Annotated in this window: 16 protein-coding genes and 1 tRNA gene; 6 read left to right on the top strand and 11 right to left on the bottom strand. The window is 55.3% G+C overall.

The annotated features are described in order from the left end of the window. Window positions 1–9 precede the first annotated feature (9 nt). Entirely contained in the window at window positions 10–456 is a 447-nt protein-coding gene (locus tag ACOTX1_RS03760) for a YccF domain-containing protein (RefSeq protein ID WP_003858149.1), read from the bottom strand. A gap of 122 nt (window positions 457–578) precedes the next feature. Here ACOTX1_RS03760 and helD point away from each other — a divergent pair, with 122 nt between their 5' ends. Further along, on the top strand, window positions 579–2,633 hold the full coding sequence (helD, locus tag ACOTX1_RS03755; protein ID WP_263521497.1) for a DNA helicase IV: 2,055 nt from the start codon (window positions 579–581) through the stop codon (window positions 2,631–2,633). A gap of 53 nt (window positions 2,634–2,686) precedes the next feature. On the opposite strand, the gene mgsA is transcribed toward helD, so the two are convergent. Together mgsA and csgI are read right to left on the bottom strand one after the other, a co-directional pair. Then, on the bottom strand, window positions 2,687–3,145 hold the full coding sequence (gene mgsA / locus ACOTX1_RS03750; RefSeq protein WP_003858146.1) for a methylglyoxal synthase: 459 nt from the start codon (window positions 3,143–3,145) through the stop codon (window positions 2,687–2,689). An 80-nt stretch (window positions 3,146–3,225) separates the two neighbouring features. Then, window positions 3,226–3,888 carry a curli synthesis inhibitor gene (gene csgI, locus ACOTX1_RS03745; protein ID WP_023315770.1) on the bottom strand — a complete coding sequence of 221 codons (663 nt, stop codon included), beginning with the start codon at window positions 3,886–3,888 and terminating at the stop codon, window positions 3,226–3,228. Between the two features lie 171 nt (window positions 3,889–4,059). Here csgI and ACOTX1_RS03740 point away from each other — a divergent pair, with 171 nt between their 5' ends. Beyond that, window positions 4,060–4,473, top strand: a complete 414-nt coding sequence (locus ACOTX1_RS03740) for a CoA-binding protein (RefSeq protein ID WP_003858138.1) — start codon at window positions 4,060–4,062, stop codon at window positions 4,471–4,473. Window positions 4,474–4,505: 32 nt separating this feature from the next. On the opposite strand, the gene hspQ is transcribed toward ACOTX1_RS03740, so the two are convergent. Together hspQ and rlmI are read right to left on the bottom strand one after the other, a co-directional pair. Beyond that, complete coding sequence (hspQ, locus tag ACOTX1_RS03735) at window positions 4,506–4,823, bottom strand: heat shock protein HspQ (RefSeq protein ID WP_023315771.1); 318 nt, start codon at window positions 4,821–4,823, stop codon at window positions 4,506–4,508. Between the two features lie 60 nt (window positions 4,824–4,883). Further along, a complete protein-coding gene (gene rlmI / locus ACOTX1_RS03730) occupies window positions 4,884–6,074 on the bottom strand; it encodes a 23S rRNA (cytosine(1962)-C(5))-methyltransferase RlmI (RefSeq protein WP_023315772.1) in 1,191 nt (396 codons plus the stop codon). A gap of 93 nt (window positions 6,075–6,167) precedes the next feature. Here rlmI and yccX point away from each other — a divergent pair, with 93 nt between their 5' ends. Beyond that, entirely contained in the window at window positions 6,168–6,449 is a 282-nt protein-coding gene (yccX, locus tag ACOTX1_RS03725) for an acylphosphatase (protein WP_023315773.1), read from the top strand. Here the strand turns inward: yccX and tusE are convergent. Then, window positions 6,446–6,775, bottom strand: coding sequence for a sulfurtransferase TusE (tusE, locus tag ACOTX1_RS03720; protein WP_003858129.1), 330 nt, complete (start codon window positions 6,773–6,775; stop codon window positions 6,446–6,448). The two genes, yccX and tusE, sit on opposite strands and share 4 nt — an antisense overlap. 88 nt (window positions 6,776–6,863) lie before the next feature. Continuing rightward, window positions 6,864–7,523 (bottom strand): FtsH protease modulator YccA, encoded by a 660-nt coding sequence (gene yccA / locus ACOTX1_RS03715; RefSeq protein WP_003858127.1) that lies wholly within the window; start codon window positions 7,521–7,523, stop codon window positions 6,864–6,866. Window positions 7,524–7,793: 270 nt separating this feature from the next. On the opposite strand from yccA, the gene ACOTX1_RS03710 reads away from it, so the two are divergent. Further along, on the top strand, window positions 7,794–9,422 hold the full coding sequence (locus tag ACOTX1_RS03710; RefSeq protein ID WP_022650749.1) for an ABC transporter substrate-binding protein: 1,629 nt from the start codon (window positions 7,794–7,796) through the stop codon (window positions 9,420–9,422). A 144-nt stretch (window positions 9,423–9,566) separates the two neighbouring features. Beyond that, a tRNA-Ser gene (locus ACOTX1_RS03705) sits at window positions 9,567–9,654 on the top strand. 60 nt (window positions 9,655–9,714) lie between these two features. On the opposite strand, the gene ACOTX1_RS03700 is transcribed toward ACOTX1_RS03705, so the two are convergent. Genes ACOTX1_RS03700 through ACOTX1_RS03690 form a run of 3 tightly spaced genes read right to left on the bottom strand, consistent with a single transcriptional unit; the run spans window position 9,715 to window position 12,508 of the window. Then, the gene (locus ACOTX1_RS03700) at window positions 9,715–10,476 is read right to left on the bottom strand and encodes an ABC transporter ATP-binding protein (RefSeq protein WP_023315774.1); all 762 of its coding nucleotides are present in this window, start codon (window positions 10,474–10,476) and stop codon (window positions 9,715–9,717) included. Further along, the gene (locus tag ACOTX1_RS03695) at window positions 10,473–11,504 is read right to left on the bottom strand and encodes a FecCD family ABC transporter permease (RefSeq protein WP_023315775.1); all 1,032 of its coding nucleotides are present in this window, start codon (window positions 11,502–11,504) and stop codon (window positions 10,473–10,475) included. Before ACOTX1_RS03695 ends, ACOTX1_RS03700 begins: the two co-directional genes overlap by 4 nt. Further along, window positions 11,501–12,508 carry an ABC transporter substrate-binding protein gene (locus ACOTX1_RS03690; RefSeq protein WP_022650752.1) on the bottom strand — a complete coding sequence of 336 codons (1,008 nt, stop codon included), beginning with the start codon at window positions 12,506–12,508 and terminating at the stop codon, window positions 11,501–11,503. The genes ACOTX1_RS03695 and ACOTX1_RS03690 overlap by 4 nt, the downstream gene beginning before the upstream one ends. A gap of 173 nt (window positions 12,509–12,681) precedes the next feature. Between ACOTX1_RS03690 and ACOTX1_RS03685 the strand changes: the two genes are divergently transcribed. Further along, on the top strand, window positions 12,682–14,295 hold the full coding sequence (locus ACOTX1_RS03685; RefSeq protein WP_023315776.1) for a mechanosensitive ion channel family protein: 1,614 nt from the start codon (window positions 12,682–12,684) through the stop codon (window positions 14,293–14,295). Window positions 14,296–14,335: 40 nt separating this feature from the next. Here ACOTX1_RS03685 and ACOTX1_RS03680 read toward each other — a convergent pair whose 3' ends face one another. Beyond that, a complete protein-coding gene (locus ACOTX1_RS03680) occupies window positions 14,336–14,854 on the bottom strand; it encodes a LuxR C-terminal-related transcriptional regulator (protein WP_023315777.1) in 519 nt (172 codons plus the stop codon). Window positions 14,855–15,070: the final 216 nt, after the last annotated feature.

The following is a 15,070-nucleotide window of genomic DNA, read 5'->3' as shown; positions in this document are numbered from 1 at the left end:
CAGTCCTTATTACTGAAAACGACGACGGGCATTGGCTTCACGCGCGGCTTGCGCGACTTCGACCGGGACAACTCGGCGTCCTACCGGCCACAGGGCGATGGTGGCAATTTTGAAATTAGCGATGCCAACCGGAATGCCAATAATCGTAATGCACTGGGCGATGCCGGCGAAAATATGCATCAGACACAGCCACCAGCCAAAGAAGATCAGCCATAAAATATTCAGCAGCGTGCCGCCGGTATTCATCAGGGCATTTTTTCTTTCCGGCTCCAGCTCATCCACGTGCACGGCTTCATTTCCATAAGGAACGAGGGACAGTTTGGTGATTTCCCAGCAGGAGCGCGTCAGCGGAAGGGTGAAGATGAGCACAATGCTCACCAGGGTGGCAAAAAGCCAGGAAAGGGTGGTGGCAAAACCGCCAAGGACAAAATTCAACACATTCAGAACGGTACGCATAAACCCTCATTTCCTTCGATATGATTAACGCCCGGTGATTGTAACGTTTTTTTGGGCTGGAGCACCTTAAAACTGGCAGTTAAACTGTCTGACAAATTATGACCTCGTGGATCCGGCAGGATATGGAACTGAAAGCAACTTCAATGGGCAAACGCCTGGCGCAGCACCCTTACGACAAGGTTGTCCTTCTCAATGCGGGAGTGAAAGTCTCCGGGGAACGCCACGAATATCTTATTCCGTTTAATCAGCTACTGGCCATTCATTGTAAACGAGGGCTGGTATGGGGGGAGCTGGAGTTCGTCTTGCCGTCAGACAAAGTGGTGCGGCTTCACGGGACCGAGTGGGCGGAAACCCAACGCTTCCACTACCATCTGAATACGCGCTGGCAACAGTGGAGCCAGGAGATGAGCGTGATAGCCGCACAGGTGCTGCAACAGGTGCTGGACGATATCGCGCTAAGCAATACGCAGCAGAAGTGGCTGACGCGCCAGCAAACCGCCGGGCTTCAGCAAAAAATTGCCCAGGCGCTGACGGCATTGCCTTTACCGGTGGCGCGGCTTGAGGAATTTGATAACTGCCGCGACGCGTGGCGGAAGTGTCAGGCCTGGCTGAACGATATCGAGAAAAGCCGTCTGGCGCATAACCAGGCCTGGACTGAGGCGATGCTTACGCAATATGCCGATTTTTTCAGTACGGTGGAATCATCACCCCTCAATCCTGCCCAGGCGCGCGCCGTGGTGAATGGCGAGCAGTCTCTTTTAGTGCTGGCAGGCGCCGGGAGCGGCAAAACGTCGGTGCTGGTGGCACGCGCGGGCTGGCTTCTGACAACGGGCGAGGCGGTTGCCGACCAGATTTTGCTGCTGGCCTTTGGTCGCAAGGCGGCGCAGGAGATGGATGAGCGCATTCAGGCGCGTTTGCATACCCAGGATATCTCGGCGCGCACGTTCCACTCCCTCGCTTTACACATCATTCAACAGGGCAGCAAAAAAGTCCCTGTTGTCAGCAAGCTGGAGAACGACGCTCAGGCTCGCCAGACGCTGTTTATCAAGGCATGGCGTCAGCAGTGCAGTGAAAAAAAGGCGCAGGCGAAAGGCTGGCGTCAGTGGCTTGAAGAGGAACTCAACTGGGAGGTGCCGGAGGGCAGCTTCTGGCAGGATGAAAAGCTGGCGCGCCGGCTGGGCTCTCGTCTAGACCGGTGGGTAAGCCTGATGCGCATGCACGGCGGCTCTCAGGCGGAGATGATAGAAAGCGCACCGGAGTCGATCCGCGCCGTGTTTTCTAAGCGGGTTAAGCTGATGGCGCCGATGCTGAAAGCGTGGAAAACCGCGCTGAAAGACGAAAACGCGGTCGATTTTTCGGGGCTGATCCATCAGGCCATTATCATTCTGGAGAAAGGGCGCTTCGTCAGCCCGTGGAAACACATTCTGGTGGATGAGTTTCAGGATATCTCGCCGCAGCGCGCTGCGCTGCTTTCGGCGCTGCGGGCGCAGAATAAACACACGTCGCTGTTTGCCGTGGGCGATGACTGGCAGGCTATCTACCGTTTCAGCGGGGCGCAACTTTCTCTCACGACGGCCTTCCACCACTATTTTGGGGAAGGCGATCGCAGCGATCTGGACACCACCTACCGCTTCAACTCGCGGATTGGCGAAATAGCCAACCGTTTTATTCAGCAGAACCCGCATCAGCTGTCGAAACCGCTTAACAGCCTGAGGTCTGGGGATAAAAAGGCCGTCACGCTGCTGGCGGACGGTCAGCTGGAACCGCTGCTGGATAAACTGAGCGGCTATGCGAAACCGGATGAACGAATTCTGGTGCTGGCGCGTTACCACCACCTCAAGCCGACGGCGCTGGAAAAAGCGGCGACGCGCTGGCCAAAACTACAGCTCGATTTCATGACCATTCATGCCAGTAAAGGGCAGCAGGCCGACTACGTGATTGTGGTGGGGCTAAAAGAGGGGAGCGACGGTTTCCCGGCGCCGGCGCGGGAATCCGTGATGGAAGAGGCGTTATTACCTGTTCCGGAAGATTTTCCGGATGCAGAGGAGCGGCGCTTACTGTACGTGGCGATAACCCGCGCGCGCCATCGCGTGTGGCTCTTGTTCAACAAAGAGGAGCCGTCGGTGTTTGTCGATATTTTGAAGAGTATTGACGTGCCGGTGACGAGAAAGCCGTAACGCGCCGGGCAAATTCTGTAGGCCCGGTAAGCGCAGCGCCACCGGGCAAAAAACTACTTCAGTCTCTCCGCAAGATAACGCTGATAATCCGGGATCAAAATCTCCACCGGATCGTTAAACTGCGGCGATTCAATGATGAAATCTGCCGTTGAAAGATTGGTGGCTACCGGAATGTTCCACACCGTAGCCAGACGCAGCAGCGCTTTAACGTCCGGATCATGCGGAACCGCGTTCAGCGGATCCCAGAAGAAAATCAGAACGTCAATTTTACCTTCTGAAATCTGAGCGCCTACCTGCTGGTCACCCCCCATCGGGCCGCTCAGCATGGCATTCACTTCCAGACCAGTTTCGCGGTGGATCAGGTTGCCGGTTGTTCCCGTAGCAGAAAGGGCATGATGCTGTAAAAGAGGCTGATGGCGACGAACCCAGTTAAGCAGCATTTGTTTACAGTGATCGTGCGCAACCAGAGCAATGTGCTTGCGCGCCGGAAGTGTGCGTGTTGTCAGTTCCATAATCTTATCCGTGAGGTTACCTCGCTACACGATGACGGGAACTGACTGATGCTGCAAGAGAAAGGACAAAAAAATGTGGCTTACGACGAAGGTTGCTGTTTCGCCCATTGCAGAAAACGGGCGCGCGTGTCCGGATCGGCATTCTGGAACCAGAACTTGAGACGTTGCTCAGTAAGGGTCTGCGACTGAGGGGGGAGTACATCCAGCTCCGATACGCCCGAAAGCAGGGTACTGTCATCCGCCATCATGGTGGCGAACTGGGGCAGCGAGGCGCGCCTGCTGGCCCTGTTGTAGGTCTCGGTGTCCGCTTCATAGTCAGTTCCCTTTGGCCTTTTTGTCAGCGCCAGAATATCCAGCTTTACCGGGATGGGCATGGAATCCCCGTCCACCAGTTCAATGCGCGGCGAGGCATCAAATGCCAGTGACTCCTTTTCTGTCTCAAGGCGCGGGAGACGAAAATTGACCTGGCTGATACGCTGGGTATTAAAGCTGACCACCAGCGGAGGCGAAATGTACACCTGCTGTTCGTTGTCGGCGAGGCGAATGGTCTTTTCCACCCGAAAAACCACCTGGTGCGGGCCGTTATCCAGCTCGATGCTGTCTGCGCCCCGCAGCAGGGAGCTGGAGACTTTTTTCCCGTCCAGCACCAGCAGGTCAATGTCGGTTGTGAGTCTGAGAGTAGTTGCGAAAACACAAACCGGCATGATTAACGCAACCACAGCCCAGGCAATGCCGGTTTTCATAGCAGACTCCTGTAGACAAACTACCCGGTAAGAATGTATCAAAATTTTTCGATAAACACGTTTACTAACATATAGACATATTCTGCCGTTTTGCCCTCATACTTCTGTATGGGATGCGTGGTTGAGATGTTCGCTTTGACGTACACTTTGAAAAAAACCAGGAGGAACAGCATGAAAGAGAACGACATTGTCGAGATTCTGACGACCACGCGCACTATCGCGCTGGTCGGCGCGAGCGATAAACCGGATCGCCCAAGCTATCGGGTCATGAAATACCTTCTGGACCAGGGATATCACGTGATCCCGGTCTCGCCGAAGGTGGCGGGGAAAACGCTGCTGGGTCAGCAGGGTTATGCGACGCTCGCGGACGTGCCGGAAAAGGTGGATATGGTGGACGTTTTTCGTAATTCAGAAGCGGCCTGGGGCGTGGCGCAGGAAGCGATCGCCATTGGCGCGAAAACGCTGTGGATGCAACTGGGCGTGATTAATGAGCAGGCGGCCGTGCTGGCACGCGATGCCGGGCTGAAAGTGGTGATGGATCGCTGTCCGGCAATCGATATTCCCCGTCTGGGGCTGGCAAAATAAAAAAAGCCCGTTTGACGGGCTTTTTTACACCTTTAGTTACGCAGTCTTGGTGCCTGTAACTGTTTGCGGATGGTCTGAGCAAGCTCGTCCATAGTGGGTTGTTCCGGATGCTCATCCTGTAGTTCACCACTCAGCTGCGCTTCGGCAAGATAGGTATGGACAGGCTGACCATCGTCGCCCTCCATAACCACATGATACCAGGGCGAGGCGCGAAGCTCTGCGTCAACGGCCAGATCGTCTGCTGACGGTTCATCAAGGGAATACTCCGGGTCGATATCCACGACCACACCCAAATATCCGAGCAAGGTGTGGCGGACCTGCTGGCCGATACCGAATTTGCTGGCAATCATAGTCACCTCCCGGGAAACATTACATACACACTATGTGCGGGCAATATTTCTCTTTTCAAGTTACATGACGCGACAGGCAAACCCTTTCAGATACAGCCCTTCCGGGTAGGTAGCGATCACCGGGTGATCGGCGGCCTGACGGAACTGCTCTATAAATTGTACATCACGACCCGCATCTATTGCGGCATCGGCGATGATTTTTTGGAATAAATCTGTCGTCATCAGGCCAGAGCAGGAGAACGTCAGCAGTACGCCGCCCGGGTTCAGCAGCTGGATCGCCAGCATGTTAATGTCTTTATAGCCACGGCAAGCGCCCATCAGCTGGCTTTTATTTTCTACAAACTTAGGTGGGTCCATCACGATAACGTCAAATTTCTCGCCCTGGTCGCGGTATTTACGCAGTAGTTTGAACACGTCGTCGCGCACAAACTCCGCTTTGCTCAGATCCAGCTTGTTCAGCTCAACGTTCTGTTTCGCCACGTCCAGCGCTTCCTGTGAGGTGTCGACGCTCACAACCTGGGCACAGCCGCCCATCAGGGCAGAGACCGCAAAGCCGCCGGTATAAGAGAAGCAGTTCAGCACGCGCCTATCGGCAACGTACTGGCGCGTTGCCAGACGGCTGTCACGCTGGTCGAGGTAATAACCGGTCTTATGGCCGCCCTGGATATCCACCAGCAGCTTCATGCCATGCTCTTCAATAGGCAGCAGGGCAGGCGGCAGTTCGCCGGTGACCGGGCCTTGCGTCAGCTCCATGCCCTCTTTTTTACGTACCGCCACGTCGCTGCGGTCGTAAATGGCACATTCCGGGAACAGGGTTTGCAGGGCGCTAATCAGCGCGGCACGCTGGTATTCCGCCCCGGCGCTCAGCAGCTGCAACACCAGGAAATTGCCGAAGCGGTCAATGGTCACGCCCGGCAGCCCGTCGGACTCTCCGGCAATCAGACGATAGCTGTCCAGCCCGTCACGCTTTGCCAGCCACTCACGCCACTGCTGCGCCTGTTGCAGACGACGGACAAAGAAGTCGATATCGATGGCTTCTTCTTTATCGAACGTCCAGACGCGCGCGCGGATCTGAGATGCAGGCGAGTATGCGCCGCGTGCTAACCATTTCCCCTGATGGTCAACAATATCGATGGTTTCACCGAGGCTGGCTTTACCTTCCATGCGGGCAACCGCGCCGGAAAAGACCCAGGGATGACGGCGCAGTAATGACTTCTCGCGCCCTTTGGCTAACACTAAACGTACACTCATAATTTGCTATTCTGTCGATTCCAATGAAATGGCCGCCATTTTCCCGACTTCAGTGAGGAAATGCAACGCGCCAGTCGGATAAGGAGAAGGATGATGTCAAATGTTTGCACCATTGCCTGGGTCCATGGCCTTGTACAGGGCGTCGGATTCCGCTACAGCACCCAGCGCGAAGCCCTTCAGCTCGGGCTGACGGGGTATGCGCGTAACATGGATGATGGCAGCGTGGAGGTTGTGGCCTGCGGTGAGGCGGATCGGGTAGAGAAGCTGGTGGCGTGGCTGAAAGCGGGCGGACCGCGCACTGCGCGGGTTGATAAGGTGCTAACGGAACCGCATCAACCCGGCCGGGAATACGCTGACTTCAGTATTCGCTATTAAATGCATTTTACCGGCTTTGGCAGGCCAGCGATTTTTGTCGCCTGTTTAGCCGGGCCTTTCGGAAACAGGCGATACAGATAACGGCTGTTGCCTTTCTCTTCGCCAAATTTATTCGCCATGGCTTTGACCAGCATGCGGATAGCTGGCGACGTGTTGAATTCAAGGTAAAATTCTCGCACGAAGCGCACCACTTCCCAGTGTTCCGGGGAGAGGGTAATTCCTTCGTTTTCCGCAATTTTCTCCGCCAGCGCTTCGCTCCACTGGCTGCTCTCTTTCAGATAACCGTCGTTATCGGTTTCGATCTCTTTGCCTTCAAAACTCAACATATTCATTCACGCGTTAGTCAAAAACCGCCTCAGTCTACCAAAAAAACAAAGCCCCGCATAAGCGGGGCCCTGTTCACAGCACGGTGAGTTAATCGCGGCTGGCGAAGCCCAGGATGCTCAGCAGGCTGACAAAAATGTTGTACAGCGACACATACAGGCTCACGGTGGCGCGGATATAGTTCGTCTCACCGCCGTGAATGATGTTGCTGGTTTCATACAGGATTGCGCCGGATGAAATCAGGATAAACACCGCGCTGATTGCCAGATGCAGCGCAGGCAATTGCAGGAAGATGTTCGCCAGCATACCGACCAGTACAATCACGATACCCGCCATCAGCATACCGCCAAGGAAGGACATGTCCTTACGGGTGGTCAGCACGTAGGCCGAGCAGCAGAAGAACACCAGCGCGGTACCGCCCAGCGCCATACCAATCACGTCGCCCATTCCGGCAGACAGATAGGCATTCAGGATTGGCCCCAGAATGTAGCCCAGGAAGCCGGTAAAGGCGAACGCGGAGAGAATCCCCACCGGTTTATCCGCGGTTTTGTAGGTCAGGAACATCAGACCGTACATACCCACCAGCGTCAGGATCAGGCCTGGAGAAGGCAGCATCAGTACGGTGCTGGCCGTTGCGGTGATCGCCGAAAACGCCAGCGTCAGGCTGAGCATGAAATAGGTATTGCGCAGCACCTTATGGGTGCTGAGTAGCGATGTGCGGTCGCGTGAAGAAGTAATTATACGATCCATGAGTCACTCTCTTATGACAGATGTAATTAGCGCAAAGAATAGGAAACGGCGCGGCAGACGCAAAGTGGTTTTACCCATCTTTACTCAGCCCCTTAGGGATTATGCTGGTTTTTTATTCTGGCAAAGCCTTTGTACTCAGAATGAAGTGCGGTTTGTAGGGCGTATTCAGATCAACCTCTTATAGGTCACTGAAAAATATTGCGTTATTTCCCTAAGGCCGCTAAGAGTTATTTCCGGATCGTCATAAAAACAGACAATAAGGCGAAGGAAATGAAACCACAAACACGCACGCACTTTACACTCTCTTTGTTAACCGCAGGGATCCTGTGCGCCAGCACGGCAACCTGGGCGGCTAACGTGCCGGCAGGAACCCAGCTGGCAGATAAGCAGGAACTGGTCAGGAACAACGGCAGTGAACCCGCCTCGCTCGACCCGCATAAAGTCGAAAGCGATGTCGAATTCAATATTATCAGCGATTTATTCGACGGGCTGGTCAGCGTCTCTCCGGCAGGTGAAATCCAGCCGCGCCTGGCGGAGAAATGGGAAAATAAAGACAACACCGTCTGGACGTTCCATCTGCGCCCGGGCATTACCTGGAGCGATGGAACCCCCATCACCGCGGAAGATATTGTCTGGAGCTGGCAGCGGCTGGTCGACCCGAAAACCGCCTCTCCGTATGCCAGCTATCCCGGTAGTATGCGTATCGTCAACGGCACTGATATCGCAGAAGGCAAAAAAGCGCCCGAGTCGCTGGGGGTGAAAGCCATCAATGACACCACGCTGGAAGTGACGCTCACGCAACCTAACGCCGCTTTCCTGGCGATGCTGGCTCACCCGTCTCTGGTGCCAATTGATAAAGTCCTGGTAGGCCGTTTCGGTGATAAGTGGACCAAACCGGAGCACTTCGTCAGCAGCGGGGCCTATAAACTGTCACAGTGGGTGGTTAACGAACGCATTGTGGCGGTGCGTAACCCGAAATATTGGGATAACGAACATACCGTCATTAACAAGGTGACCTATCTGCCCATTTCCTCTGAAGCTGCTGACGTTAACCGCTACAAAGCGGGCGAAATCGACATTGTCTACACGGTGCCGATCAACCAGTTTGCTCAGCTGAAGAAAACGCTGGGGAGCGAGCTGGATGTATCGCCGCAGCTTGCCACCTATTATTACGAATTCAACACCACCCGGCCGCCGTTCAACGACGCCCGCGTGCGCAAGGCGCTGAACCTGGCGCTGGATAAAGACATTATCGCCGATAAAGTATTAGGGCAGGGTCAGCGCCCGGCATGGCTCATCAGCCAGCCGGATATTGGCGGCGTCAAGCTCCAGAACCCGGATTACGCCAGCTGGCCGATAGATAAACGCATTGCCGAGGCGAAAAAGCTGCTGGCCGAAGCCGGATTTAACGACAGCCATCCGCTCAGCTTTAATCTCCTCTATAACACCTCGGAATCGCACCAGCGTATTGCCATTGCCGCCAGCTCAATGTGGAAGAAGAACCTCGGCGTGGAGGCGAAGCTGCAAAATCAGGAGTGGAAAACCATGCTTGATACCATGCACACCCATAACTTTGACGCGGTACGCTACGCCTGGATTGCCGATTACGACGATGCGGCAACCTTCCTGAACAACTTCCGTACCGGGGACAGCCAAAACACCACTCAGTACAGCAATCCGGACTACGATCGGGCACTGGTGAACGCGGCGAAATCGCAAACGGCGGAGGAGCGCGGTAAATTCTACCAGCAGGCAGAAGATCTGCTGGGACGCGATGTCCCGGCGATCCCTGTTTATCATTACGTGCGCACGCACCTGGTGAAACCGTGGGTAGGGGGCTTCACGCCAGACAAGCTCGGGTACTACTACACCAAAGATATGTACATCAAAAAGCACTAACGATCCGCGGTGGATATTATGCTGTCAAAACGGCCAATCTGTCGTCTATTCAACCGATTAAACGCATTTTGGCTATTTTTAAAGCGAACGAATGCGCGCACTCTTTACAGCGCGCGGTGAGGTGTTTATAGTTCGCCTCACTTAGGAAGCGTGGCCGAGCGGTTGAAGGCACCGGTCTTGAAAACCGGCGACCCGAAAGGGTTCTAGAGTTCGAATCTCTACGCTTCCGCCAAATTCGAAACCCCTGCGATAGCAATATCGCAGGGGTTTTTGCTTTTGCGCCAGTCTTCCGTCATGCCACCATGTTGTAGCTTATCGTGATCCCGGCGTCGGCCTTGCAGACCTGAGCTTTTACGCACCAGGTGTCCTCGATGTTTGCCGGCGTCAGAACCGCTTCGGGCGCGCCCGTGGCGGCGATCTGCCCGGCCTTCAGGAGGATCAAACGCTGGCAATAATTGGCCGCAAGATTGAGATCGTGCAGTGCAACCACCACCGTAAGCGGCAGCTGTGAAACGAGCCGCATCAGCTCCAGCTGGTGCTGAATGTCCAGGTGGTTTGTCGGTTCATCGAGCAACAGCACCTGCGGCTGTTGGGCCAGCGCGCGGGCTATCTGGCTTCGCTGGCGCTCTCCGCCAGACAAAGAGTGCCATCGCCGCTGGCGTAAGCGGCATAACTGCATCAGGCCAATCGCCTGCTCAACCGCAGCCTCATCGTCGCGCGAGGTTTTCTGGAATGTTTTCCGGTAGGGCGTACGCCCCAGTCTGACAATGTCCTCAACGGTCAGTTCTCCGTCGACCTCAGCATGTTGCGGGACAAACGCCATGTGCTGCGCGCGTTTTTTCAGCGGCATCATGCCGAGCGTTGTGCCATTAAGCGCCACGCGTTCGCCGAGTCGTGGAAACAGCCCGGCGAGACAGCGCAGCAGCGTCGACTTGCCCGAGCCGTTTGGCCCTAACAGGCCGATAATCTGCCCGGATGGCAGGTCGAGATCGATACCCTTAAGCACCGTCTGCGCTTGTCGGGTTACGGTTAACCCGGCCACAGTAATATTCATGGATGCTCCTTTCGGTTTTGATAAAGCAACGCCACAAAGGCGGGGGCGCCCACCAGCGCAGTCACCACCCCGATGGGCAGAACCTGGTGCACAATCAGCGTGCGTGAGACGATATCGGCGAGGATCATAAAGTGGGCGCCGATAAGAAACGTCAGCGGGATCGAGCGACGATGGCCCGGCCCGCATAGCATGCGCGTCACATGGGGAATGACCAGCCCGACAAACCCCACTGCGCCGGTGGCGCTCACCAGCGTTGCGGTAACAATGGCACAGGTCAGCAATAAGACAATACGCACGGCGGTAACCGGGATCCCCAGCGTGGTGGAGACCTCATCCCCGAAGGTGAAGGTGTCCAGCGCCCGTGAAAAGAGCAATACCACCAGTAAACCCGCCAGCGTAACGGCCAGCGCCAGCAGCGCGTCAGGCCAGCGCACGCCGCTCAGACTTCCCAGCAGCCAGAACATGACGCTACGGGACTGCTCGGCATTGGCGGACGTGCTGACGACGTACGCGGTCATGGCGTTGAAGAGCTGGGTGCCCGCAATGCCAGCCAGCAAAATGCGCGACGGGCTTTCACTCATCCCGTTTGTTATCACCATGATGAGCGCAAAGGCGGCGCACGAGCCGACAAACGCACCGCTGCTCACGCCAATCACGCTTCCCCCCATGCCGAGAAGCATCACGCAGACGGCCCCCAGCGAGGCGCCCGCGGAAATCCCCAGCAGATAAGGCTCAGCCAGAGGGTTACGCAGGATCGACTGTAACACCAGCCCGCACAACGCCAGGCCGCCGCCGTTGCACGCGGCCATTACTGCCCGGCTCATGCGATATTGCCAGACGATACCTTCCTCCGTTTGCGGCAACGCATAAGAGGTCAAACCCAGTCCGTTGAGGATCGCTTTCCCGGTACTGGCATACGACACCGGCATATCCCCGATACTGGCGGCAAAGACCAGCATCAGCGGCAGCGCCATGGCACCTGCTGCCAGTAAACCCTGCTGGCGGCGGTCAAAAGCGAAATGACTCATTGTTCATCCTGGAAAGAAGCCAGCCGATCGCTGATAAGCTCAACCGCATCGACGTTACGCAATGAAGGGTTTAACGACATCGCTGGCACCACGATGATGTGGTTGTTCCTGACCGCAGGCATGTTCTTTGTCACCGGGTCACTGCGCAAGAACGCTTTTTTTACCTCAACCTCATCGGCAGGATAGAGCCTGCGCGACATCCCGGCGATAACAATCACGTCCGGCTGCGATCGGGCAATATGTTCCCACGTTACAGCGGGCCATTCGTCGTGAGAGTCAATAATGTTCTTCAACCCCAGCGTGCGGCTAATCCAGCCAGGCGCGCCGTAATTCCCCGCCACCCAGGGATCGCCATTCAGACGGCTGCTGGAGAACCAGAATACGACGCTAAGTTGTTTCGCGGAGGCGCGCGCCTGGGCCTTTTTAATACGCTCCGCCAGCGCACGATTGAGCTGCTCACCTCGCGCGGAAACATCAAAAATCGTCGCCAGATCTGTCACTTCCCGCGTAATTTCCGCCAGTGAAAACGGCGCGCTACGTGCTCCGTCTGCGTTTGAGGTTTCCGTTACCGTTTTATCCGTGCAGTCGGCAGGGGAGATCCACGTATTAATCCCCAGCGACGCAAACTGTTCACGGGTTCCCACTTCTCCCTGCGGACCAATGTGCCAGTGATACTGCGCGAGAACGAGTTCAGGTTTCTGCCCTACCACGGCCTCAAAGGAGGGGGAATTATCCGCAAGCCGGGGGAGGTTTTTCCCGGCATCCTCCAGCGTGGGTGGCAGCGTGCCGAACCAGACTGACGTCGCGGCGATCGTTTTCTCCAGCCCCAGTGCGAGCAGTAATTCTGTTTCATGCTGACCCACGGTCACGACGCGCTGAGGAGCCTGCGTAAAGGTCTGCTTTACGCCGCAATTTTCAATCGTGAGAGGCCAGGTGGTTGCGGCGAAAGCGGCAGGTGCCATGGAGAGCAGTGAAGCCAGAAATAACCCTTTTTTAAGTAACATAGAATGCAATCCGAAATTGTTATGTTATAACATAATACATGTATTGCGATTGAGAGCAACACGCTCACCGTCGCTTGTTGCAGAAACGAAAGGCTGGACTATTCTCAACATACCCACCTGGCATTCGCGGGTTGCCTGAAAAATAACAAGATTTCTGACCTGGGGGAGTGAGGATGAAAAAGATCCTGCTCGCGTTTGCGTTCTGTTTTGCCGCCCTGAGCGCCTTCTCATCGTATGCCGCAGAGCCCCGCCAGGCGCCTACGGAGCAGGAGCGCGCCCGAACGGTCTATATCTTCCATCAGCCCATCGTCATGCTACAGGCCAAATTTGGCCTGACCACGCCGGAAGAGCGCGTTTTACGCATCCGCAACACCCTGCGCAATTTTACCGAGGCGGATGTGCGTGAGCCGCTCAGCATCGTCCCCGTGACCCGCTATAACCAGCAGGGGCGGCTGATCGTGATGAGCGGTAAGCCCGTGATACTGCTGACGGAAGGGGATTTGGACGAAGGGGACGATCTTACCCTCGATCAGGCCGCGCAGCGCGTGCTGGCGCGCATGGAAGCTCAGAGAATGGCGCTGCGCGATCAATACGATACCGGCTGGCTGGCGCTGTCGACGGTAAAAGCTGCCGCTGGCCTGCTGGCGCTTTTGCTGCTCTGCTATGGCGCCTGGCGATCCTGGCGCTGGTTCCGGCGCGTCTACCGTCGGCGTATTGTGGAGAATCGCAGCCGGGTGCCGCAAAGCTGGCGGCGGTACATTGGCGCCATTGAGATTCGGCTTTACGCCTTGCTGATGTTCCTGCTGGGGATGATCGGCTTTTACGTCTGGCTGAGCTGGGCATTCAGTCTGTTTCCGTGGACGCGGGTGTGGGGCACGTCGCTGGGAGACTGGTCGCTTCGCGTGGTGCAGCAAATTGCCCTGGCGATTGTCTCGGCTTTGCCGGGGCTGACGATTGTGCTGATCATTTTCCTCATTACCGCATTTATTCTGAAGCTTCTCAGGATGGTGCTCAATCAGGTGGAGGCTGGTCGTCTGCAACTTCCCGGCGTACATCCGGAAACCGTGGGGGCTACCCGTAAGCTCATTTCCGTTGCCGTCTGGCTATTTGCTCTCTCCGCCGCCTGGCCGTTTCTTCCCGGTGCAAACTCGCTGGCGTTTAAAGGTATTAGCGTCTTCTTTGGCCTGATGTTAACGCTGGGCTCGGCAGGGGTGATGAACCATGCCATGAGCGGTCTGGTCCTGATTTACTCCCGCGCGCTGCGCAAAGGCGATGTCATTCGGGTGGCGGATAACGAAGGCAAGGTCAGTGAAATTGGCATGCTGGCGACCAAAATTATTACCCGGGAAAATTATGTCGTTACCGTGCCCAACGCGGTGGTGGTGAGCGGTAAGATCACCAATCTGAGCGCGCTACAGCCCGATGGCAGCCTCAATCTGACGGTCAGCGTCACGATCGGTTATGACACCCCATGGCGTCAGGTGCATGCCATGCTGGAGCTGGCCGCGAAACGGGCAAAAGGGATTGACCTTTCCGAGCCGCCGCTGGTACGCCAGTTAGGGTTAATGGACTGGTATATCGCTTACGAATTGCAGGTCCGTCTGCTGCCCGAACAGTCCCTCGCGGTTGCCCGCAATGAACTGCATAGCCAGATACAGGATGTGTTTAACGAATTTAACGTGCAGATCATGTCCCCGAATTTTGTTATGCAGCCAGAGGGCAGCGTAATGGTTGCCAAAGAGAACTGGTATACCGCGCCAGCCAAACCCCCTCAGGGCGAAACGTGACGGCCCGGTTTTTTTGTGGCAAGGCAAAATGTTACAGCTTTTAATCGACGATCGCCGATTTTACACGGGTCATCGCCAGAATGTTTTTTGAGCGCATATTTAATTTCTCGAGGATCCTCACGCGGTAGGCGCTGGTCGTTTTTTGTGACAGTTGCAGCTTTTTCGCGATCTCATGGTTTTCCAAATGAAACAGCTTCAGCACGTCATATTCGCGTCGCGTAAAGGAGTGTGTCCTGAGCGCCCGGTAAAAGCGCATCAGCTGCTGAAAAGGGTGAGCAGTAAAATGCATCGACGAATAGATAATATTATCGATTCTCACTGCGCGGTTGGCTTCTATCTCATGCATCAGGACAATGTAATCACGCTTAACTTTTTTGACCTGCCGAATGGTTTTATTGCGTAACTTATCCTGTTCAATCGCAATGATAAAATCCATCGCCTGATCGACCCCATCAAGATCGTGAATATCCGCGTCATCGCGAATCAAATGGGTTGATGTCAGGGAGCTTGATACACCATGGCAAAGGTAATAGTTATCACTGATAAATAAAAAATTCATAATCGTCGTTAAATAAAGTCATGGCTAATCTCTTATCGCAGTGATCCACGGTTAATGGGTGTTGTGCGAAAAAGAGTCTAAATGACCACCCGCGAATCTAATAAACGTTATGAATGTAAAAATAAATGTTTACATTTTAGCCAGTCGATGGCGAAGAAATCAGCGGGACGGAAGGGGAGGACGGAAGACGTGTAATGTTATGCAATTTCGTGCTTT

It is taken from the genome of Enterobacter cloacae complex sp. IR5401, assembly GCF_049238425.1.
GTDB classification, from domain to species: Bacteria; Pseudomonadota; Gammaproteobacteria; order Enterobacterales; family Enterobacteriaceae; genus Enterobacter; species Enterobacter hormaechei_C.
The sequence above is the reverse complement of the archived record's forward strand: the minus strand, read 5'-3'. Positions and strand labels throughout refer to the sequence as shown.

Coding starts and splice junctions, on each gene's coding strand:
- ACOTX1_RS03760 (WP_003858149.1), bottom strand. CDS start 456: ATGCGTACCGTTCTGAATGTGTTGAATTTTGTCCTTGGCGGTTTTGCC.
- helD (WP_263521497.1), top strand. CDS start 579: ATGGAACTGAAAGCAACTTCAATGGGCAAACGCCTGGCGCAGCACCCT.
- mgsA (WP_003858146.1), bottom strand. CDS start 3,145: ATGGAACTGACAACACGCACACTTCCGGCGCGCAAGCACATTGCTCTG.
- csgI (WP_023315770.1), bottom strand. CDS start 3,888: ATGAAAACCGGCATTGCCTGGGCTGTGGTTGCGTTAATCATGCCGGTT.
- ACOTX1_RS03740 (WP_003858138.1), top strand. CDS start 4,060: ATGAAAGAGAACGACATTGTCGAGATTCTGACGACCACGCGCACTATC.
- hspQ (WP_023315771.1), bottom strand. CDS start 4,823: ATGATTGCCAGCAAATTCGGTATCGGCCAGCAGGTCCGCCACACCTTG.
- rlmI (WP_023315772.1), bottom strand. CDS start 6,074: ATGAGTGTACGTTTAGTGTTAGCCAAAGGGCGCGAGAAGTCATTACTG.
- yccX (WP_023315773.1), top strand. CDS start 6,168: ATGTCAAATGTTTGCACCATTGCCTGGGTCCATGGCCTTGTACAGGGC.
- tusE (WP_003858129.1), bottom strand. CDS start 6,775: ATGTTGAGTTTTGAAGGCAAAGAGATCGAAACCGATAACGACGGTTAT.
- yccA (WP_003858127.1), bottom strand. CDS start 7,523: ATGGATCGTATAATTACTTCTTCACGCGACCGCACATCGCTACTCAGC.
- ACOTX1_RS03710 (WP_022650749.1), top strand. CDS start 7,794: ATGAAACCACAAACACGCACGCACTTTACACTCTCTTTGTTAACCGCA.
- ACOTX1_RS03700 (WP_023315774.1), bottom strand. CDS start 10,476: ATGAATATTACTGTGGCCGGGTTAACCGTAACCCGACAAGCGCAGACG.
- ACOTX1_RS03695 (WP_023315775.1), bottom strand. CDS start 11,504: ATGAGTCATTTCGCTTTTGACCGCCGCCAGCAGGGTTTACTGGCAGCA.
- ACOTX1_RS03690 (WP_022650752.1), bottom strand. CDS start 12,508: ATGTTACTTAAAAAAGGGTTATTTCTGGCTTCACTGCTCTCCATGGCA.
- ACOTX1_RS03685 (WP_023315776.1), top strand. CDS start 12,682: ATGAAAAAGATCCTGCTCGCGTTTGCGTTCTGTTTTGCCGCCCTGAGC.
- ACOTX1_RS03680 (WP_023315777.1), bottom strand. CDS start 14,854: ATGAATTTTTTATTTATCAGTGATAACTATTACCTTTGCCATGGTGTA.